This window comes from Flavonifractor sp. An9 (assembly GCF_002161245.1).
GTDB lineage: Bacteria > Bacillota > Clostridia > Oscillospirales > Oscillospiraceae > Flavonifractor > Flavonifractor avicola.
Genome location: NZ_NFHC01000001.1, coordinates 82,587 through 102,851, shown reverse-complemented (window position 1 = coordinate 102,851; position 20,265 = coordinate 82,587). Strand labels below are relative to the sequence as shown.

At 59.5% G+C, this 20,265-nt stretch carries 16 protein-coding genes; 5 read left to right on the top strand and 11 right to left on the bottom strand.

Annotated features, from left to right (window positions below; all coding sequences use genetic code 11):
- Positions 1 to 31: 31 nt before the first annotated feature.
- The 6 genes from B5G40_RS00495 to murI all read right to left on the bottom strand — a co-directional run bounded on the left by B5G40_RS00495 (position 32) and on the right by murI (position 8,825).
- A complete protein-coding gene (locus B5G40_RS00495) occupies positions 32 to 2,353 on the bottom strand; it encodes an anaerobic ribonucleoside triphosphate reductase (protein WP_087398414.1) in 2,322 nt (773 codons plus the stop codon).
- A 222-nt stretch (positions 2,354 to 2,575) separates the two neighbouring features.
- The gene (locus tag B5G40_RS00490) at positions 2,576 to 3,796 is read right to left on the bottom strand and encodes a homocysteine S-methyltransferase family protein (RefSeq protein WP_087398413.1); all 1,221 of its coding nucleotides are present in this window, start codon (positions 3,794 to 3,796) and stop codon (positions 2,576 to 2,578) included.
- A 129-nt stretch (positions 3,797 to 3,925) separates the two neighbouring features.
- A complete protein-coding gene (locus B5G40_RS00485; RefSeq protein ID WP_087398412.1) occupies positions 3,926 to 5,200 on the bottom strand; it encodes a glycosyltransferase family 2 protein in 1,275 nt (424 codons plus the stop codon).
- A gap of 334 nt (positions 5,201 to 5,534) precedes the next feature.
- Positions 5,535 to 7,283, bottom strand: coding sequence for an arginine--tRNA ligase (gene argS, locus B5G40_RS00480; RefSeq protein WP_087398411.1), 1,749 nt, complete (start codon positions 7,281 to 7,283; stop codon positions 5,535 to 5,537).
- A gap of 194 nt (positions 7,284 to 7,477) precedes the next feature.
- Complete coding sequence (locus B5G40_RS00475; protein ID WP_087329342.1) at positions 7,478 to 7,921, bottom strand: DUF1934 domain-containing protein; 444 nt, start codon at positions 7,919 to 7,921, stop codon at positions 7,478 to 7,480.
- A gap of 88 nt (positions 7,922 to 8,009) precedes the next feature.
- A complete protein-coding gene (gene murI / locus B5G40_RS00470; RefSeq protein ID WP_087398410.1) occupies positions 8,010 to 8,825 on the bottom strand; it encodes a glutamate racemase in 816 nt (271 codons plus the stop codon).
- Positions 8,826 to 9,008: 183 nt separating this feature from the next.
- Between murI and B5G40_RS00465 the strand changes: the two genes are divergently transcribed.
- Complete coding sequence (locus B5G40_RS00465; RefSeq protein WP_087187848.1) at positions 9,009 to 9,425, top strand: hypothetical protein; 417 nt, start codon at positions 9,009 to 9,011, stop codon at positions 9,423 to 9,425.
- A gap of 39 nt (positions 9,426 to 9,464) precedes the next feature.
- On the opposite strand, the gene B5G40_RS00460 is transcribed toward B5G40_RS00465, so the two are convergent.
- Positions 9,465 to 10,886, bottom strand: coding sequence for an AAA family ATPase (locus B5G40_RS00460; protein WP_087398409.1), 1,422 nt, complete (start codon positions 10,884 to 10,886; stop codon positions 9,465 to 9,467).
- 178 nt (positions 10,887 to 11,064) lie between these two features.
- On the opposite strand from B5G40_RS00460, the gene B5G40_RS00455 reads away from it, so the two are divergent.
- A complete protein-coding gene (locus B5G40_RS00455) occupies positions 11,065 to 12,015 on the top strand; it encodes an Ig-like domain-containing protein (RefSeq protein WP_087398408.1) in 951 nt (316 codons plus the stop codon).
- Between the two features lie 292 nt (positions 12,016 to 12,307).
- On the opposite strand, the gene B5G40_RS00450 is transcribed toward B5G40_RS00455, so the two are convergent.
- Positions 12,308 to 13,420, bottom strand: a complete 1,113-nt coding sequence (locus B5G40_RS00450; protein WP_087398407.1) for a 5-bromo-4-chloroindolyl phosphate hydrolysis family protein — start codon at positions 13,418 to 13,420, stop codon at positions 12,308 to 12,310.
- Positions 13,421 to 13,783: 363 nt separating this feature from the next.
- On the opposite strand from B5G40_RS00450, the gene B5G40_RS00445 reads away from it, so the two are divergent.
- The 3 genes from B5G40_RS00445 to B5G40_RS00435 all read left to right on the top strand — a co-directional run bounded on the left by B5G40_RS00445 (position 13,784) and on the right by B5G40_RS00435 (position 17,226).
- Positions 13,784 to 15,670, top strand: coding sequence for a VanW family protein (locus B5G40_RS00445; RefSeq protein ID WP_087398406.1), 1,887 nt, complete (start codon positions 13,784 to 13,786; stop codon positions 15,668 to 15,670).
- Between the two features lie 74 nt (positions 15,671 to 15,744).
- Positions 15,745 to 16,422, top strand: coding sequence for a DUF2461 domain-containing protein (locus B5G40_RS00440; protein WP_087269249.1), 678 nt, complete (start codon positions 15,745 to 15,747; stop codon positions 16,420 to 16,422).
- Between the two features lie 78 nt (positions 16,423 to 16,500).
- Complete coding sequence (locus B5G40_RS00435) at positions 16,501 to 17,226, top strand: polysaccharide deacetylase family protein (protein WP_242959095.1); 726 nt, start codon at positions 16,501 to 16,503, stop codon at positions 17,224 to 17,226.
- Between the two features lie 41 nt (positions 17,227 to 17,267).
- Here the strand turns inward: B5G40_RS00435 and B5G40_RS00430 are convergent, their stop codons facing one another.
- The 3 genes from B5G40_RS00430 to B5G40_RS00420 all read right to left on the bottom strand — a co-directional run bounded on the left by B5G40_RS00430 (position 17,268) and on the right by B5G40_RS00420 (position 20,179).
- Positions 17,268 to 18,653, bottom strand: a complete 1,386-nt coding sequence (locus B5G40_RS00430; protein ID WP_087389601.1) for a sodium-dependent transporter — start codon at positions 18,651 to 18,653, stop codon at positions 17,268 to 17,270.
- Between the two features lie 302 nt (positions 18,654 to 18,955).
- Positions 18,956 to 19,204, bottom strand: a complete 249-nt coding sequence (locus tag B5G40_RS00425; protein ID WP_087328954.1) for a DUF6514 family protein — start codon at positions 19,202 to 19,204, stop codon at positions 18,956 to 18,958.
- A gap of 105 nt (positions 19,205 to 19,309) precedes the next feature.
- Positions 19,310 to 20,179 (bottom strand): DMT family transporter, encoded by an 870-nt coding sequence (locus B5G40_RS00420; RefSeq protein ID WP_206407195.1) that lies wholly within the window; start codon positions 20,177 to 20,179, stop codon positions 19,310 to 19,312.
- Positions 20,180 to 20,265 lie beyond the last annotated feature (86 nt).

Sequence of the window (20,265 nt, the reverse complement as noted above, 5' to 3'; positions counted from 1 at the left end):
CCGATATGGGCTGTGGTTAGGCCCGCTTTGATTACACTCCGTGCTTCACCCGGTCGTGCTCCTCGGCCCGCTTGGCGTTGTTGAAGCGGTCCAGGGTGCCCACCAGGTAGCCGGTGATGCGGCGGATGCGCTCAAAGGGCACGCCGTCGGCCTCGGTGCGGCCGCAGCCGGGGCAGCGGTCTCCGATGATGCCGGAAAAGCCGCACACCGGGTCCCGGTCCACCGGATGGTTGACGGAGCCGTAGCCTATTCCGCTCTCCTTCATGCAGCGGATGACCTTCTCAAAGGCCTCCAGATTGTCAGTGGGATCGCCGTCCATCTCGATGTAGCTGATATGCCCGGCGTTGGTGAGGGCGTGGTAGGGCGCCTCGATCTTGATTTTGTCGTAAGCGGAGATGGGGTAATACACCGGCACATGGAAGGAGTTGGTGTAGTAGTCCCGGTCGGTGATCCCCTCCATGACTCCAAAGCGGGCCTTGTCCATCCGGACGAAACGGCCGGACAATCCCTCGGCGGGGGTGGCCAGCAGGGAGAAATTGAGGCCCCGCTTTTCGCTCTCAGCGTCCATCCGGGCCCGCATATGAGAGATGATCTCCATACCCAGCACCCGGGCCTTCTCGCTCTCGCCGTGGTGGACGCCGATGAGGGCCTTCAGGGTCTCGGCCAGACCGATGAAACCTACGGACAGGGTGCCGTGCTTCAGGACCTCCCGTACCTCGTCGTTCCAGTCCAGCTTCTCGCTGTCCAGCCACACCCCCTGGCCCATGAGGAAGGGGAAGTTGTAGACGTGCTTGCGGCACTGGATCTCAAACCGCTCCAGCAGCTGGTCCACACACAGGTCCATCATTCGGTCCAGGGACTCGAAGAAGGTGTTGATGTCCCCCCGGGCCTTGATGGCCAACCGGGGCAGGTTGATGGTGGTGAAGGACAGGTTGCCCCGGCCATTGCAGATCTCCCGCTCGGGGTCGTATACGTTGCCGATGACCCGGGTGCGGCAGCCCATGTAGGCGATCTCGGTCTCGGGATGGCCGGGCTTATAGTACTGCAGGTTAAAAGGAGCGTCGATGAAGGAGAAATTGGGGAACAGCCGCTTGGCGGAGCACCGCATGGCCAGCTGAAACAGGTCATAGTTGGGTTCACCGGGGTTGTAGTTGACCCCTTCCTTCACCCGGAAGATCTGGATGGGGAAAATGGGCGTCTCGCCGCCGCCCAGGCCGGCTTCGGTGGCCAGCATGACGTTCTTCATCACCATACGGCCTTCGGGGGAAGTATCCATGCCGTAGTTGATGGAGGAGAAGGGAGTCTGGGCACCAGCCCGGGAGTGCATGGTGTTCAGGTTGTGGATCAGGGCCTCCATGGCCTGATAGGTGGCCCGGTCGGTCTCCTTTACCGCCCGCTGCTGGGCAAACTTCTGGGCCTTCTCCACAGTGGCCTCGTCTCCGAACTTGGGCACCAAAGCCGCCCGCTCGGCAGCAAAGTACTCCCCACTGCCCGCCAGAATGGGGCACAGGCCGGTCTTCTTTTCCAGATCGGCCATAACAGCCTTCAGCTCCTGCTCGGGGTCGCTCTCGTCCTCCAGCAGCATGAGGGCCCGGGCCAGGTTCTGGCGGTACAGCCGCTTGAAGGTCTTGCGGACGCCGTCAGCCATGCCGTAGTCGAAGTTCACCACGCTCTGGCCTCCGTGCTGATCGTTCTGATTGGACTGGATGGCGATGCAGCAGAGAGCTGCGTAGGAGGCAATGTCGTTGGGCTCCCGCAGGGTGCCGTGCCCGGTGGAGAAGCCCCTTTCAAACAGCTTCTTGATGTCGATCTGACAGCAGGTGGTGGTGAGTGTCAGGAAGTCCAGATCGTGGATGTGGATATCACCCTCCCGGTGGGCCCGGGCGTGGTCGGGATTGAGGACGAACATATCGTAGAACTGCTTGGCGCCCTCGGAGCCGAACTTGAGCATGGAGCCCATGGCGGTATCCCCGTCAATATTGGCGTTCTCCCGCTTGATGTCCGAGTCCTTGGCGGCGGAGAAGGTGATGTCCTCGTAGGTTTTCATCAGCCGGGTATTCATCTCCCGGGCCCGGCTGCGTTCCTCCCGGTACAGGATGTAGGCCCGGGCAGTCTGGATGTAGCCGTTGTCCATCAGTACCCGCTCCACCAGATCCTGAATATGCTCCACGCCGGGCTGCTTCTCCCCCTCCACCTCCAGGATGGAGAGGACCTCGTCGGCCAGCCGTCTGGCCTCGGCCTCCTTGCCCGGCTTGTAGGTTGCCCGGAAGGCCTTGTCTATGGCGCCGGCGATTTTGTCCTCGTTGAACTCCGCCAGCCGGCCGTCCCGTTTTCTGATTTTGGTGAGTGTCATTGCGATCCGTTCCTTTCCCGCTCCACTGTTGCAGGCGATTACCGCCCGTTATATTTCGACACAATATCTTGTGTTTTGGTTCTTTGCACAACATCTATGATACAGTATCTTGATATGCGCCGTCAAGGCGCAAAACAAAAAGCCCGTCCCAAAAAGGGGACGCGCTTTTTGTCTGTTTCGCTGATTTTATTTTTGGGCCCAACGACCCGTTGACAGGGCCTCTTACAGCAGCACCAGGCCGTACCGGCCTGCCATCTCCCGGAGGAACTCCTCCTCCAGATCCCCGGTACCGTCCCAGAAAGCCCGACCCTGATAGAGCCGCAGGGCTTTCTCCAGCAGCTCGGGTACGTCGGACCACAGGCAGAGGGCGTCCTTCACCACATACTGATTCTCGGCAAAGATGTCCAGGTCGTCTTCCTCCAGGATGGCAATCTTCAGTGCACCCTGGGGGGACTCCTCCTCGGCCTCCAGGATGTCCTCCATCAGGTCGGGGGTACACTCGATGGTCTCACCCACATCTACATCGGGGGTAATGAACCGGGCCTCCTTCTCGCTGGCGCAGGGGATCACATCGGGGTCCCGCTCCACCGGACGGAAGGCGGAAAAGTCCACCTGAGCCATGGCCCGTGCCACTGCCTCCAGATGCTCCGGCCCCGCCCCGCAGCATCCTCCGAACATACGGGCTCCAGCAGCGGCGTATTGGGGTACAAAGCCTGCCAGCTCCTCCGGGGTACAGCAGACCCCGGGCAGCCCGGCAGAGGGCTTTGCAATCAGGGGTACGGAGGCATAGGGTGTCAGCCGCTCCAGCTGCTCCGCCGTATCCTCGGGGCTGGTGCAGTTGAGGCCGAAAGCAGACACCCCCATGCCCTGCATAACGATGAGACCGGCCAGCACATCGGTGCCGCCGGGGGTGCGGCCCTCATCGTCGCAGGTGAAGGATACCCACACCGGCTTGTCCGATACGCTTTTGCAAGCCAGCACCGCCGCCCGGGCCTGAGCCATGTCGGTCATAGTCTCCAGGAAAAACAGGTCCACCCCGGCAGCTTCCAGAGCGGCGGCCTGCTCGGTGTAGACCGCCACCAACTCCTCAAAGCTGCTCTCGCCAAAGGGCACCAGCGTCAGCCCGGCGGGGGCCATGTCACCCGCCACCAGTACGCCGTCGCCTGCAGCCTGCCGGGTGAGCTCCACCAACCGCTGGTTGTATTCTCTTACCTGTCCCATGATGCCCCTGCGCTCCAGGCTGGCCCGGTTGGCCCCAAAGGTGGGGGCCAGCAGAATACGGCTGCCCGCCTGCACATAGCGCCGCTGTACCTCCAGCAGAGCCTGGGGATGCTCCAGCACCCACTGCTCGGTGCAGGCTCCGTCGGGCATACCCAACCGGCGCAACTCGGTTCCGGTAGCGCCGTCCATCAGAATGGGCATGGATAAGGGAATGGTGTCCATAATTGCTCGGTTCCTCCTGTATTGCACATTTGGATGGTATTATATCACAGTTTCACGATTCAATGCAAGCCTGATTGCGAAAGCAAAAGAGACCTGCAGTCAAGCAGGTCTCTTTCCAGTGGTCCCGGTTCAGCCCGCCCCCACCCGCTTGGTGGAGGTGTGGTAGATGGGTTTCCACTCCACCTTTTTCACCAGAGCGGCGATGGAGATGGGAATATACGTAAACATGAAAATGGGGAAGGTAAAGACGTAACCCAGCTTCCGCAGAGGAGTCGCACTGATGTGTTTCCATTCGGAAAGTACCGTCAGCAGGCCGTAGAAAAACAGGCCCACATAGAAGTTCCACAGGGCAGACAGCATAAATCCGACAGTTACATCGATGACCTTGGCGGCGATATAGGCGGGCTGGGTCATGCAGCTGGCCAGGATGATGCCGTTGAACAGGATCATCACCAGGGTGAGCAGCATACCGGGGGCCACGGTCACGAACATATCGTAGCAGGAGGTACCCAGCCGTCCGGGGCGGAAACAGCCCTTCAGCAGGGGCACGGTATAATCCCGGTCCACCTCATAGAAGCCCTTGGACCACCGCAGCCGCTGGTCCCAGGACTGGCGGAAGGTGGTGGGCTGCTCGTCGTACACCACGGCGGTATCGCAGTAGCCGATCTTGCGGCCCTGGATGGCACAGTCCACAGAGAACTGGATATCTTCGGTGAGCAGGTGGAAGGGCCAGCCCCCGTTGTCCCGGATGACCTTGGAGGACACCAGGAAACCGGTACCGGACACATGGCAGTTGGTGCCCAGCAGGGTACGGGGGAAGTTGAGGAAGCGGGCCTCCCGCAGGAACCAGATGGAGTATCCGGCGGAGATCCAGTTGTCCCCGAAGTTCTTGGAGTTGCGGTAGCAGGTGATGGCGTCGTACCCCTTGTCAAAGGTACGGTTCATCTCGGCAACAAAGTTGGGGTCCACCAGGTTGTCGGCGTCAAAGATGAAGTAGCCGTCGTAGACGTCCTTACCCTCCTCCTCCAGACGGTGGAAGAGGTAATCCATCGCGTAGCCCTTGCCCTTCTTCTGCTGGTCGAAGCGCTCATACACAAAGGCACCGGCCTTGCGGGCCACACCGGCGGTATCGTCAGTGCAGTTGTCGGCCACCACATAGAGGTCCAGCAGCTCTTTGGGATAATTTTGCTTGTTTAAGCTATCCAGCAGTTCTCCGATTACCTCTTCTTCGTTGCGTGCGGATACTACCACAGCAAAGCGATGGAGCTTTTCAGGCTGATGGGTCTCTTTCCAGCGCCGGCGCACCAGCCCCACCACCACATAGAAGCCTTGGTAAAGATAGAGCAGGGTAAAAAGCAACACCACTGCAAAATTCAAATCTTTTACAAATTCTAATATCGTCATTCCATGATCCTCCGTCTGTTGATCGCTGAAGGAACCTGCCCGCGGTGGATAGCCGCGTGCATTGCATATCATACCACACCCAAAAAAGATTACAAGAGTGTTACATACCAATTAACAGAAGATTAAGGGAAAGTTTTTATTTCTTTTATACAAATGTAAGAAATCCGACCTCTCCTCTGTAAACAGATTCCATATCCCTCTGATTCGTCTGTTTTTGAAACATTCAGCACAGTTTCAGGTAGACATAATATTCTTGTATCATCGCGGTTTCTTCTTGGACGAAAATTTACAAAAAAAGATCCCGCCTTTTTGAAAAAAGGCGGGATCTTTTTCCTTACATCTTTTCAGGAGCGGTAACGCCGATGAGGGCCAGGCAGTTGGCAATGACGGAACGAACGGTGTCCGCCAGCTTGAGGCGGGCGGACAGCAGGCCGGCCTCCTCCCCCTTGATGCGGCAGGCGTTGTAGAAGCGGTGGAAATCGCCGGCCAGGGTAATGAGGTAGCGGTTGACGTGGGAGGGGTCGTAGTCCCGGGCGGAGATACGGATCACCTCGGGCAGCTGGGACAGGGTCTTGATGAGGGTCTTCTCCTCGGCGGTGGTGAAGAGGTCGGCATTTACAGCGGCCGCGTCAGGCATCTGGGCGCCCTCCTCGGTGAGGCGGCTCACCAGAGAGCAGATGCGGGCGTGGGCGTACTGGACGTAGTACACCGGGTTATCGGAGTCCTGCCGCACCGCCAGATCCAGATCGAAGTCCAGGGCAGAGGTGGAGGACCGGGAGTTGAAGAAGAACCGGGCTGCATCCACACTGACCTCGTCCAGCAGGTCCCGCAGGGCAATGGCCTTACCGGAGCGCTTGGACATCCGGACGGGCTGACCGTCCTGCAGCAGATTGACCAGCTGCATCAGCACCACTACCAGCCGGTGGGAACCGTCCAGGCCCAGGCCGTCCAGGGCAGCCTGGAGGCGGGCCACATGGCCGTGGTGGTCGGCGCCCCAGATGTTGATGGCCTTGGAGAATCCACGCTTCTCCAGCTTGTTGCGGTGGTAGGCAATGTCGGCGGCGAAGTAGGTGTAGAAGCCGTTGGCCCGGCGGAGCACATCGTCCTTCAGGTCCAGCTTGTCCACCTGCTCCTGGGTCTTGCCCTCAGCCATGAACTTCCGCTTGAGCAGATCGGTGGTGTTGAGCCACAGAGCGCCGTCCTTTTCATAAGTCCAGCCCTTGCCGGCCAGCATCCCCACCGTCTCGGCCACATAGCCGGAGCTGTGGAGGCCGGACTCCAGGAACCACTCGTCGTACTCAATCTGGTAGCGGCGCAGATCAGCCTTCATCTTGGGGATGTTGACGGACAGGCCGTACTGGGCCATGGCCTCCTGCCGCTCCTGCTCCGGCTTGTCCTTCCAGTCGGGGCCGTGCTGGTCGTAAAAGGCCTGGGCCAGCTCCTTAATGTCGTCGCCGTGGTAACCGTCCTCGGGGAAGGGATAGTTCTCCTCACCCAGCACAATCTGGAGGTACCGGGCGTCGATGGACATGGCGAACTTGTGGATCTGATTGCCTGCGTCGTTGACGTAGAACTCACGCCACACATCATACCCGGCCCGGGTAAGCACACTGGCCAGAGCGTCACCCAGCACACCGCCCCGGGCGTTGCCAATGTGCATGGGGCCAGTAGGGTTGGCAGAGACAAACTCCACCATCACCTTCTCGCCGTGGCCCTCGTCCACCGCGCCGTAAGTGTTGCCCTCGGCCTGGATATCGGTGAGGACCTCGCCGTACCATTTGCTGCCCAGGGTAAAGTTGAGGAAGCCGGGGCCGGCGATCTCCACCTTATCAAAGAAGGTGTCCGCCAGATCCAGATTGTCCACAATGGTCTGGGCGATCTGCCGGGGGGCCTTGTGGAGGGCCTTGGCGCCCGCCATGGCAAAGGAGGAGGCGTAGTCTCCGTGGGTGGGGTCCTTGGGGATCTCAATGGTGGCCTTGACCTCCGCCCCTGCGGGCAGCAGGCCTTGGGCCGCGGCCTTCTCATAAGCCGCCTGGGTCAGCTGGGCGACCTGCTCCCGGGCCGCCTGGATCATATTGGACATATCTATCACCTTTTCTTTTACTTCTCAAAAATGCAGGCATTTTTGGGAGAGAATGCAGCCCGCCGCGCGCGTCCTCTGTCCGCTAAGGCGGCCAGATCCCACACTTGGGGGCTGAGAGGTCTTTTTCCCGAGGCTCATGTCCCCGGGAAAAACGGATTTTTATTGCTCCGTTTGGGGATGAATCTGTCGGGGTTTTACTGCCGGATGCTGCTTCCCTTCTGCCGTACCCGGATGTGGAAGAGATTTTCCCCCGCCACCGAGTGGTCAATCTCCAGGGCATAGTTGATCTCAATGCTGCCCCCTACCGGGCTGAGCTGGGTCCGCATCTTTTTGGTGTTGATGCCCACCGCCAGAGCGCCGTAGGGCGTGTTGTACATGGACAGATGCCGCCGCCCCTCCTCAAATACCATCTGGGAGTTGACCTCACCCACCCGCAGGAGAGTTACCCGCTCGGGCTCGATCTGGAAGGTGGTAAGGGTACCCTCCAACCCGGTGAGCTCGCTCTCCTGATAGCTGAGGGTGTAGCCGTCCTCGCCATCGGGGGACAGTCTGCCCTCGGTCACCAGCTCGATGACCTCCGGCTCCTGATCCTCAAAGGACTGCTTGCCCTGAATGGATATGATAACGTTGTTCTCCATGGTTCTGTGTTCCCTCTTTATCGGCCCTTCCGGCCGCAAATTGCACCATATTATATCCAATTCCCGCCCTAATGTAAAGGGCTGGTTTTCAATAGCAGCTGATATCCACCTGACCTACGGCACCGGTAACGTCCCAGCCCAGGAAAATGGAGGCCAGCCGGGAGAAATCCTCCTGACGGTCGCTGACAAAGTACCGGCAGCTGCCTCCCTCTGTCTTTCCGGACAAAGCGTCGTCGGCTGCCAGCCGGGTGGCAGCGGCCCGGGCGCCCTCCGCTCCGGCGTTGACCAGCCGGACCTGGGGCCCCATCTGGGCGGCGATCACATCCTGGAGCAGAGGATAGTGGGTACAGCCCAGTACCAGGGTGTCCACTCCCGCCTCCTTCAGGGGGGCCAGGTACTCCCCCGCCACCGTCTCGATGACGATATCGCCGGGTCGGAAGCGCCCGTTCTCCACCAGGGGCACAAAGAGGGGGCAGGGCTGGGCGGTCACCTGGGCCGCCGGGTCGGCCTTGCGGATGAGGGCCTCATAGGCGCCGCTGCGGATGGATGCCTGGGTGCCGATGAGTCCGATCCTGCCGTTTTGGGTGGCCTCCGCGGCAGCGGCTGCAGCAGGGGCCACCACGCCCAGCACCGGGATGGGGTTCTCATTGGCCAGGATGTTCAGGGCTGTGGTGGACACGGTTCCACAGGCAATGACGATGAGTTTCAAATCAAAGGTACGCAGAAAAGCCACATCCTGGCGGGCGTACCGGATGATGGTCTCCTTGGAGCGGCTGCCGTATGGCACCCGTCCGGTGTCTCCAAAATAGACGATATCCTCCCCCGGCAGCAGGCGGCACAGCTCCCGCACCGTGGTCAGGCCGCCCAGGCCGGAGTCAAATACGCCAATGGGTCGACTGTCCAAGGCGTTCCCTCCTTGTAATACTATGGTTCTTTTAATGATAGGGGAAACAGGGCAGGAAAACAAGGGGTTATTTTCACATTTTTCCCTCCCTGGTTTGACATTTCTTCGGGGGTGATTATAATATGAGAGTGGGGTATGGTCCCTCCTGCCCCAACGTCATGACAGCGAGGAGGTCGCATTGGTATGAAGCTGGAACTGACGACCAAGCAGTTTCGCCGTCTGCTGGATATGGCCTATATCGGCAACTGGATCTTGAATTCCACCCGGGGCGACGACCGGTTCAGGGACTATGACGAGGTAGAGAGCCTGCTCTTTGCCAAGGCCCGGGCGGAGGGAATGCCCACGCTGGCCGAGGACTGGCAGGGCGAAGTGGTCCCCTCCCGCGCCTTTGCCGAAGGCGGCATCCACGAGGCCATCATGGAATACGAAAACAATGTGTTCTTCGATATTCTGGCGGAGGACCTGGCCCGCCGGGACATGGACGACGCCCCTATCGACGAGAGCAATTATGACGAACTGGCCAGCCGCATCGACGCCTATATCGCTGAATTTGAGGAACACGGCACCGATAACATCCTGGTAGACAGCGATCACCTGTAAGACGGCTCAAAGCCCCTGCCAATATGGCAGGGGCTCTTTTTATGCCTCCGGCTGATCCTCCTTCAGATCCTCCACCGTCAGAGCCATCAGCTCCTCCTTGCCGGGGGCCTCCAGCGCAGCCACCCGGTCGGACTGCCGGGCCACCGCCCGCTCGAACAGATTGCGCACGTCCCGGGCGTTTCCGAAGTTCTCATCCCGCTCTTCATACAGAGTTTTAAAATACTCTTCGGCATACTTCCGACTCTCATCACTGAGTGTATATCCATTTTTCCCACACATGGAGCAGAAGATCTCCATCAGCTGCTCGCCGTTGTAGTCCTCAAAATAAAAGTACTTGTTGAACCGGCTCTCCAAACCGGGGTTGGCGTGGAGGAAGCGGTCCATCAACTGGGTATAGCCCGCCACGATGACCACCAGATCCGCCCGGTGGTCCTCCATCCCCTTCAGCAGAGTCTCGATGGCCTCCCTGCCAAAGTCGTTGGGGTTGTCCTGCCCCGCCAGGGCGTAGGCCTCGTCGATGAAGAGCACGCCTCCCAGGGCCTTCTGGATCACCTCGCTGGTCTTGATGGCGGTCTGTCCAACGAAGCCGGCCACCAGACCGGACCGGTCCACCTCCACCAGCTGTCCCTTGGACAGTATGCCGATGGCCTTGTACAGCTGGGCCAGCAGCCGGGCCACGGTGGTCTTGCCGGTGCCCGGATTGCCCATGAACACCAGATGAAGGGACAGGGGCGGCACCGGCAGATCGTGCTCCTGCCGCAGCTTGCGCACCTTCACCAGGTTGACCAGACTCTTCACGTCGGCCTTCACCTTTTCCAGGCCGCACAGCTCATCCAGCTGGGCCATCAGCTCCTCCAGAGTAGGCTCCGGCTCCTCCGACTTGTCCTCCTCCTTTTGCTCCGCCGCCGGAGCGGTCTGAGGCGTTTGGGGGACGGGCCTGCGGGTCACAAAGTCCCCCACGTCCAGAGGCGCCTTCTCCCCCTTCAATCCCTCCTGATCACACAGGGCGGAGAGGGCATCGGCGCACTGGTTGACAAACCCGGCCTCGGCCTCGCTGACCTGATCGTCCACCGCGGCAAAGAGCAGCAGCATCAGAGTGGTCAGATCGATAAACCGGCGGGCCAGGCTGGTGCCCGATACCTTGTCGCAGGCCCGCATCCGGTTGAAAAATTCCGGCGGCCGGAATCCGGGATAACCCGCCACCTCCGAGGACAGTTCCCAAAACAGCACCGATGGGGCCGGATTGCCCTTGGTGTAGATGGCGTTGTAAAATTCCACATATCTGGGTGTGGGAGAGGCCCCATCCCGCTGCCACAGGCCCAGAGCGCAGGCACGAAAGAAGGGATCGGCCTCCCGGCCAAACCGCTCCCGCAGCACCTGGTCCGGGATCTGACGCCGGAACGCGGCCACAGCTTCGCTGTACTGTTTGTGGGCTTCCGCAGCACTGATGGAACCTTTCATATGCTCCGCCTCCCCTGCCGTTCTGCCTGCTATTATATCCAATTTGTTTTGACGGCGCAACCCCGCCCATCAGTTGACATAATTGTTAAAAAACTTTTATATTTCCGGAAGTACCGTTGACGGGCTGCGCGTCTGCGTTGTACAATAGATACAAGAATGTCGATTGGAGGGATTTCCTATGGCATCCAGACGAAGCAGGGACGACCGTCCCAAAATGATTCATTGCGAATACTGCGGCGAAGACTACGCCTCTACTTATAAGCACTGCCCGTTCTGTGACGAGATTCCGCTGGACGGCGAGGACTTTGACGGCGATGAGGATTCCCCCCGCCGTGCCCGGGGCGGCAAGCGGCTGGTGACCAACACCAGAGGCGGCGGCTATGGCCGCGGCCCCTCTCCCCTCCGTCTGGTGGGGATCATCGTCTCTCTGGCTATTATCATCGCGGCGGTGATCATTGTGATCTCGGTGATCATTCCTCTGGTGACCAAGGGCGGCTCTGTGGACGATCCGTCCGGCGTGGAAAGCGTCATGCCCACCGACTCCGCTCAGCCCAGCATAGAACCCACCGAATCGCCCGATCCGTCGGAGACCATTCCCGCCGACCAGACGGCCACCGACTTCACCCTGAGTCTGACGGAGTTCTCCCTCAGTAACCGCTATCCCGATCCCATCACCCTCACCGTTACCTTTATCCCTGAGGGTTCCACCGGCACCATCACCTGGACCAGCAGCGATCCCGAGGTGGTCAGCGTGGATGAGACCGGCAAGGTAAGCGCCGGGACCAAGACAGGCAACGCCACCATTACCGCCACCATGCCCGGCGGCGTGACCCACACCTGTCTGGTCCACAACTCGGTAACTACCGGCGGCTCCACCACCACCGGCTCCGGCACCACTACGTCTACCTCTCTGTCCCTGAGCCGGACGGATTTCACCCTGAGCAAGACCTACCCCTCCTTCCAGGTGAAAGTGAGCGGCACCTCCTCCACCCCCGTGTGGAGCATTGGCAACAGCGCCGTGGCCACCGTGTCCTCCAACGGCACCGTGACCTATGTGGGCAAGGGCACCACCACCCTGACCTGCACCGTGGACGGCCAGACTCTGACCTGCACCGTACGCTGTACCTGATTCAAATAACAAGGAAGCCCCGGACGGCGATGCCGTCCGGGGCTTCCTTTGTTTGTTTGGAGGATTCCATCTGTATCTCATCACTCGGCAGAGCCAGGTGTTGTCTTTGGTCTGCCCCCACAGCCGGGGGGCAGTCACAAGGGCGGGCCGGTCTGTTGAACGCGCTCCGGATGGCATTTGTCCTCCGCACGCTCCCGGCGCGGCGCCCTTGCCGTCTTGCTTGGCTGTGCCTATAAGATACCACAGCCACTCTGTCGAGTGATGGATAATTTTTGGACCTTATGTAAACGATTTATGAAGTGCCCTTCTGTCCGAAGTCCATGCCGCCGGATAAGCCGTCCTTCTCCAGCATCCGCTCCAGCACCTCCACGTCGGCAGTGATGTCCATGGTGTCCACCTCAAAGAGGCGGTCCAGCTGCTTCTCGAAGCCGTCCACCACCTTGTCCATCATACCCTCGATGCGGGCCTTGGCAGTACGGATGTTCTCTCCCTCCACGCCCTGGTCCTCCATACGGGCGTAGGCCTTAAGGATCTTCAGGGTGGTGGGCAGATAGTAGTTGAGGAAGGAGCGCAGCTGCCCCTCCTTGCTGGGATTCTGTTTTACATAGCCATAGATCTTGCTGGTGATCTCCCCGATCCGGTCAATCTTGCGGCTCATCTCGGGGTCGTCGATGTCGTCGTTGAGGCGGCGGATCTCCCGGAGTACCGCGTCGTCGTCCCGGATATCCAGGGGTTCCTCCTCTTCCGGGCTCTGGTCCTGAGTCTCTTCCACCGGTTCCGGCTCATCCTTCAGGCCCTCGTCGCTGAGGATCAGCTGATAGGAGGACATATCCAGATATCCCGCGGGCAGGATGCCCCGGTCCAGCATCTCCTGCAAATCGTTGCACGCCTTGCGCACAGGCACCGGCATGGCGTGGGCCAGCTGTACCACCGACACGCTCTCCCTCCGGCCAATGAGGGCCAGATATTTCCGGAACCGCCGGATCTTACGGGTATTGAGACTGCCCGCCAGCATAAGGGCCAGGCCACCGGCACACAGACCGATCACCGGAGACATGGCTGCCAGCGACAGAGGGAAGCCCATGATGCTGCTCACCACCGGCAGTCCCGCCGCGGTGGCAATGCCGAAGATAACAGCCATGATAGCTCCGCCGATGGTCATGGCCTTGCCTTTCCCAAGGCCCAGCCCTCTGCCCGCCGCCCCTGCGGGCGGGGTGTGAAATCCCTGTGTACCGGGACTGGGCCCCAGATAAGGAAACTGCGGTCTGCGGCCCAGCGCGTTCAGCTTGCGGAACAGCAGGATCAGTCCCACAAACCACAACGGGCTGATCAACAGGATCAGCGTCACGATCCAGGAACCCAGATCCCCGTTCCCGTCCGGACGTCTGTATCGGTCATATGACATGGATACCGCCCCTTTTGCTCTCTAAAGTCAAAAAATGTTGTCATTCCATCACAAAAGTGTCAAAGTTTCGCTGGATATGATCCGCTGGACGGGCCATGCTGTAATAGCGGACAATCGCCGATATGATCCGCCGTCCAGGTGCATATAATCATACACTGAATCCGCTTTTCTGTAAAGCGATTTCCGCCGCCGGACCATGTAACCAATCTGTAATTGCTTTTCTCATAGGAAACACCTATAATATGGGTTACTGAATCATTTTTGATGCAGCCCGGCAGTTTCTGCTGTCTTTCTGGTAACGATCTGCCGGATTTTCTGCCCAGGCCTCAGGCCGGGCAATTATACGAGTTGGAGTGATCGAATATGGCACAAACAGCGGGCAAGCGAACCGCTCAGGCCGAAAAGCCCAAGGGCGGTAAGATCGCCCTCATTGTGGCACTGGCGGTGGTCGTCATCCTGATTGGCGGCTACCTCATTCTGTGCGCCGCCGCGGGCAGCGGCACTTTCCTGCCCAATACGACCGTCGCCGGGATCGACCTGGGCGGTCAAACCCAGGAACAGGCCCTGGATACCCTCAAAACCCAGCTGCCTGACCGGCTTTCTCAGCTCTCCGTACCCTTTGTGTGCGAGGGGCAGGAATTTACCATCCCGGGCAGCGACGCCACGGTGGATGACCAGGCAGTGGAATCCGCCCTCCAGGAGGCCCTGGACCAGCAGTCGGGCAGCTTCTTCACTCGCGGCGTCCAGTATCTGGGAGCCATCACCGGAGGGGCCCAGTACTCCGTTCCTGTGACCCTGAAGGACACTCCCGCTGTTGTGACTGAGGCGGTGGAAAAACACGCGGACCCGGAGGCCCAGACCACCTGGGAGGTGTCCGGTGATCAGCTGGTGTTCCACAAAGGTGTTACTGGCCGCACCATCGACGTAAACGCCCTCACCGACGCCGCCGCAGAGCGCTTTACTCAGCTGCTCAACGACAGCAGCGCGGAAAATGCCCCCCTGGAGACCCAGGTCACCACCGCTCCTCCCCTGGACCCGGATTTTGATGCCATCCAGAAGGAGGTCACCGTGGAGGCAGCCGACGCCTACTTAGACAAGAGCACCAAGCAGATCGTGCCCTCTGTCACCGGCGTCAGCTTGGATACTGCCGCCGCCAAGTCTGCCCTGGACAGCGCGGCGGAGGGCTCCGATGTCTCCGTACCCCTGACCAAGACTGAGCCCAAAATGACCACCGCCGACCTGGAGGCCAACCTCTTCAAGGATGTGCTGGGCACCGGCACCACCAGCTGCGCCGGTCCCTCCAATCGCTGGTACAACATCGACCTGGCTGCCAGCCGGGTCAACGGCACCATCCTGCTGCCCGGTGAGGTATTCTCCTACAACGATCTGGCCGGCCCCTATACCAAATCCAGCGGCTATAAGGACGCCGGCACCTACCAGAACGGCCAGAGCATCGACGCCACCGCCGGCGGCATCTGCCAGCTCTCCTCCACCATTTACTGGGTCACCCTGAAGGCCAATCTGGAGACCGTGGAACGATCCAAGCACGCCTTCAATGGCGGCTATATGCCGGTGATCGGCACTGATGCCACCGTCTGGAGCAACCAGATCGACTTTAAATTCAAAAACAGTACCGACTATCCCATCAAAATCGAAACCTATCAGGATAAAAACCACAAGCTCCACGTCACCATCTACGGCACCGATACCACCGGCATCCACGGCGAACCCTACTCTGTTACCGTCTCTACAACTCCTTATAAAAACACCTATAAGCCCGATCCCAACCACCCTGCGGGCGCCGAGCCCCGGCGGGACCCCAATTACTCCCGCTACAACGGCGTCACCGTGGATGTGTACCAGAAGCTGGTGGATAAAAACGGCAATACGGTAGATACCATCTTCCTCTACCGCAACAGCTACAAGTCCTCCGACGCGGTGTACTACTACAACCCCGCCGACGCAGCCCGCTGGGGCATTGATCCCTCTACGGGACTGAAAACACTGACCCCGGTGCAGCCCACTCCCACGCCTGCCGCCACGCCGTCGGCCACACCCAGCGCCACACCTTCCGCAACCCCCAGCGCAACCCCGTCGGCTACCCCCTCCGCCACACCTTCCGCAACGCCCTCGGCAACGCCCAGTCCGGCGCCCAGTGCCACTCCCACACCGGAGCCCACACCTACCACCGGTCCCGGTATGCTGCCTGAGGACAGCGCGGCGCCCGCAGCGGAGACTCCCGCAGTCTGATACAACCTTCTGCAAGGCCCCCCGCCCGGCGGGGGGCCTTGCTTGCCCAAATACGAAATGAGAAAGGAATTACTATGTTTGAAGGATTTTCCGGGGCCACCGTGGACTTTATGTGGGGCATCCGCTTCAACAATGAAAAGTCCTGGTTTGAGGCCCATAAAGAGGAGTACCTCACCCACTTCCAGCGCCCTATGAAGGAGCTGGCCAACGAGGTATACGCCCGTTTTCTGGACAAGCACCCCGACCTGGATCTGGTGTGCAAGGTCTCCCGCATCTATCGGGACGCCCGGCGGCTCTTTGGCCGTGGCCCCTACAAGGACCACCTGTGGATGAGTTTGGTTCGCCCCCATGTGGAAGCTGGCTCCGAGCCGGTGTTCTGGTTTGAACTGGAGCCGGAGGGCTGGTCCTGCGGCATGGGGTTCTGGATGGCTCCCGCGGTGACCATGGCCAAATTCCGGGCCCGGATGGACCGGGACCCCAAGCCCATGGAGCAGCTGACCCGCCGTCTCAATAAACAGGACCAGTTTATCTTGGAAGGTACGGACTACAAACGGCCCAAGGCTGCGCCCTCCCCCCTGCTGCAGCCCTGGTATGATAAAAAGAGCTTTGCCATCTCCCACAGCGCCCCCCATCAGGATCTGCTGTGGAGCCATGAACTGGCCGATGTGCTGGTTGACAGTTACGAATTCCTGCTGCCCTATTACCAGTACATTCTTTCCCTCAGCGGCGATCCCGATCCCCGCCAGGCCTGACTGACAGATTTTGTGTGAAAACTTCCCCGCCGCCCTGCACATACTATGCCACACAACGGCGAAACGGGGGCGAGGGGCGTGAGTCAGCTTCAAAAGCGGTGGATGGTGGTCATTCTGGCAGTTTCTATAGTCTGTCTGACCTTCTCCCTGGGTGTCCGGCAGAGTGTGCTGTCGGTTGACGCCCCCACCCAGCTGCCTCAGCAAAAACTCATCGCCCTTACCTTTGATGACGGCCCCCGCCGCTCCACCACCACCCGCCTGCTGGATGGTCTGGCGGAACGGGGTGTAAAAGCCACCTTCTTCCTCATTGGCCGTCAGATTGCGGACAACGAGGATGTGGTGGAGCGGATGGACCGGGAGGGCCACCAGATTGGCATCCATACCTTTGACCATGTGCAGCTCACCGACTTGAACCAGACGGATTTTGACGCCCAGGTGGAGTCCACCCGCACCCTGCTGAAGGATCTGCTGGGACACAACGATTTTCTCCTCCGCCCGCCCTACGGCAAGTGGGATGAGGGCGTAAAAAAGCGGGCGGGCTGTCCCATCATCCTGTGGTCCATTGATCCGGAGGACTGGGACGACAAAAACACCGACCGGGTGGTAAACATGGTGGTAAACCAGGCCCGGGACGGCGGCATTATCCTGCTCCACGACATCTATCCAGAGTCGGTGGATGCCGCGTTGCAGATTGTGGACAAGCTCCACGCCCAGGGCTACTATTTCTGCACCATTGATCAGCTCTTTGCCGCCCGGGGGCTCTCTCTGGACCCGGGTGAGGTATATTGGAATGCCTACCCATGAACCAAAAAGGACCTGCCTTACGGCAGGTCCTTTTTGCAGGTTTATGCAAATTTCTCAATGTAGCCCATGACAAAGATGATCAGTACGATGATGGGCACCACCACGGTGAAATACATCCGCAGCTTTGCGGGGAAGCGCACGCCCTTGCCCTGGTCGGCCTCGGCCAGGAAGCCGTCGAAGCCCCAGGCAATCTTCTTGGACAGGCAGCAGAACAGCAGATAGATCACGGAACCCAGGGGCAGCAGGTTGTTGCTCACCAAGAAGTCCTCAAAGTCCATGACGCCCATGCCCAGGATCTTGATACCGCTCCAGATGTTGTTGCCCAGCAGGCAGGGCAGGCTGAGCAGGAAGATAAGCACCAGGTTGATGGCCACCGCCTTACCACGGGACACCCCCCACTTGTCCATCCAGCAGGCCAGGATGTTCTCAAACACGGCGGTGATGGTGGACAGGGCGGCAAAGAACAGGAACACGAAGAACAGCGCGCCCCACAGCCGTCCGCCGGGCATGGCGTTGAACACATTGGGCAGGGTGATGAAGATCAGGTTGGAACCGGCGTCGGGATTGACACCGAAGGCGAAGGCAGAGGGAAAGATAATCAGGCCAGATACAAAGGCCACGCAGGTATCCAGGATGCCCACGCTGATGGTCTCGCCGAAGAGGCGGCGGTCTTTGCCGATGTAGCTGCCGAAGATGGCCATGGCGCCGATGCCCAGGCTCAGGGTAAAGAAGGCCTGTCCCATGGCGGCGTAGATGGCCTCGCCCAGCCGGAAGTTGCCGTTGGCATCGTACATCAGGTTGTCGAAATTAGGCACCAGATAGAACTCCAGGCCCTTGATGGCCCCGGGCAGGGTGATGGCCCGGATGGCCAGGATCACCAGCAGGCAGAGCAGGCAGAGCATCATAAACTTGTTGGCCTTCTCCACGCCGTTGCGCAGGCCCCGGCTGCAGATCACCATACCAAGAACCACCACAATGGCCATGAAGAGCAGCTGGATTCCAGGCTGAGACACCATGGTACCGAAGCTCTGCTCCACACCAGACTTGTCCAGTCCCTCAAATTGACCGGCAGCGATCTTGAAGAAATACATCAGCAGCCAGCCGGCAATGGTGGTATAGAACATCATCAGCAGGTAGTTGCCCGCCATACCAAACCAGCCGTACCAGTGCCACTTGGTGCCCTTGGGCTCCAGTTCCTGGAAGGACACAATGATGCTTTTCCGGCTGGCCCGGCCCACGGCAAACTCCATTGCCATGATAGGCAGGCCCATGGCCACCAGAAATACCAGATAGATCAGCACAAAGGCGGCGCCGCCGTACTGCCCCACGATGTAGGGGAAACGCCAGACGTTGCCCAGGCCGATGGCGCACCCGGCAGAGATGAGCACAAAGCCCAGCCGGGACGCAAAGGTCTCTCTCTCTTTCACGATTTTTCCTCCTTGGCTTGGCCGCCTGACGGCGGCCTTCTGAGCCGATTCCGTTCAATATCCGGCCTCAGCCCCGCTGTTTTCCCGGGAGGGAAGGTCCTCCACAAAGAGAATTCCCGCGGCCCTCACCGCGGGAAACAAACTACTTTGCCGCCTAAACAGCAGTTTTTTGTCTTTTTTCCTCTCGAACGTCTGCCCAAGCGGAGCGCAAAGCAGTTGATTCAGCAGACAATATCATAGCCGATTTTACCGGCTCTGTCAATGCAAAGCGTTACATTGATCTGCATCATTATCCATTTTTCTTACAGCCAGTCCTCCACCACATCCCGCAGCGTCACCGGCGACACCTGATTGCGCCGGACCAGCTCGGCCAACTCATCAATACGCCCGACGCTCACCGTGATATTGGGCACCGCCTGACTGTCCCCATCCGGGCCGGTCACCTTGATGCCGTAGCTCTCGCAGCACAGCCCTCCTACTGCCATCTCATCCACCAGGATGGCATAGCGGTAACCGCAGCCCTCCGGACTCTCCAGCAGCAGCTCTCGCATGGCGTTCTCCCCCTTTGTACGATTCTATGACTCAATTATACAACTTTACCATAAATTGTAAAGTTTTACCGTTCGTATTCTTTCGTCATAAATCGCCATAGAGGATTAGGTTTCCTTCCGCTCCGCCCAGGTATAGAGGAGCACCGCTCCCAGGATAATTCCTGCGCCCAGCAGCTGCATAGGGGCGGGGATCTCTCCAAACAGGGGGACGGCCAGCACCCCGGAGAACACCGGCTCGCACAGCTTAGCAGCCGACACATAGGCAGGGGACAGATATTTCAGGCACCAGCTGAACAGGCTGTGTCCCATCAGGGTACACAGCACTGCCAGACCCAGACCGATGAGCCACTCTCGTCCCCCATAGCCCACCAGGGGGGTGCCGCTGGCCAGTGCCATGATCAGTAGAGTCAGGAAGCAGGCCAGGTAGGTTAAAAAGGTATATACTGTGGTAGAAAGGTATCCTCTCTGTATTCTTCCAATCAAAGTATACAGAGCGACAAAGAAAGCCGCTAACAATGCCAGGATATTTCCATACCACTCGCTGCCCTGTCCGCCTCCTGCCAGGGCCAGTATTGCGCTGCCGCCGAAGGCCAGCAGGATGGCGGCCACTCCCAGGGGCGGGATCTTACCTTTCAGAAAGAGTGCAAAGCCCAGGGCGGTGAAGATCACTTCCGTACTCACCAGCACGGTGGATACCGCCACACCGGTCCATTTCAGGGATTCAAACCAAGTGAGGAAGTGGAGGGCCAGACAGATTCCGCTGAGCGTACACAGCAGTACATCTCTCCCCCGCACCCGCTTGAGCTCCTGCCGAAACTTGGTCAGTACCGCCGGCAGCAACAGCAGTACCGTCCAGCCCAGGCGGTAGACTGCGGTGATCACCGAAGGGGCCTGGGAGTAGCGCACCAGGATGGCAGAAATGGAGATGCCCACCACTCCCAGCAGCAAGATTCCTTTGGGATGTCGTTCCCACATTGTTTTCGCCCCCAATCTTTTCCCAGTATACTCCCTCCATCCCGTGGGTGCAATTCAAAACAGCAGAAGTCTACTCAATCGATAGC

Excerpts from the sequence above, each read along its gene's own strand:
- B5G40_RS00495 (WP_087398414.1), bottom strand. The coding sequence starts at position 2,353 with ATGACACTCACCAAAATCAGAAAACGGGACGGCCGGCTGGCGGAGTTC.
- B5G40_RS00490 (WP_087398413.1), bottom strand. The coding sequence starts at position 3,796 with ATGGACACCATTCCCTTATCCATGCCCATTCTGATGGACGGCGCTACC.
- B5G40_RS00485 (WP_087398412.1), bottom strand. The coding sequence starts at position 5,200 with ATGACGATATTAGAATTTGTAAAAGATTTGAATTTTGCAGTGGTGTTG.
- argS (WP_087398411.1), bottom strand. The coding sequence starts at position 7,283 with ATGTCCAATATGATCCAGGCGGCCCGGGAGCAGGTCGCCCAGCTGACC.
- B5G40_RS00475 (WP_087329342.1), bottom strand. The coding sequence starts at position 7,921 with ATGGAGAACAACGTTATCATATCCATTCAGGGCAAGCAGTCCTTTGAG.
- B5G40_RS00465 (WP_087187848.1), top strand. The coding sequence starts at position 9,009 with ATGAAGCTGGAACTGACGACCAAGCAGTTTCGCCGTCTGCTGGATATG.
- B5G40_RS00460 (WP_087398409.1), bottom strand. The coding sequence starts at position 10,886 with ATGAAAGGTTCCATCAGTGCTGCGGAAGCCCACAAACAGTACAGCGAA.
- B5G40_RS00455 (WP_087398408.1), top strand. The coding sequence starts at position 11,065 with ATGGCATCCAGACGAAGCAGGGACGACCGTCCCAAAATGATTCATTGC.
- B5G40_RS00450 (WP_087398407.1), bottom strand. The coding sequence starts at position 13,420 with ATGTCATATGACCGATACAGACGTCCGGACGGGAACGGGGATCTGGGT.
- B5G40_RS00445 (WP_087398406.1), top strand. The coding sequence starts at position 13,784 with ATGGCACAAACAGCGGGCAAGCGAACCGCTCAGGCCGAAAAGCCCAAG.
- B5G40_RS00440 (WP_087269249.1), top strand. The coding sequence starts at position 15,745 with ATGTTTGAAGGATTTTCCGGGGCCACCGTGGACTTTATGTGGGGCATC.
- B5G40_RS00425 (WP_087328954.1), bottom strand. The coding sequence starts at position 19,204 with ATGCGAGAGCTGCTGCTGGAGAGTCCGGAGGGCTGCGGTTACCGCTAT.
- B5G40_RS00420 (WP_206407195.1), bottom strand. The coding sequence starts at position 20,179 with ATGTGGGAACGACATCCCAAAGGAATCTTGCTGCTGGGAGTGGTGGGC.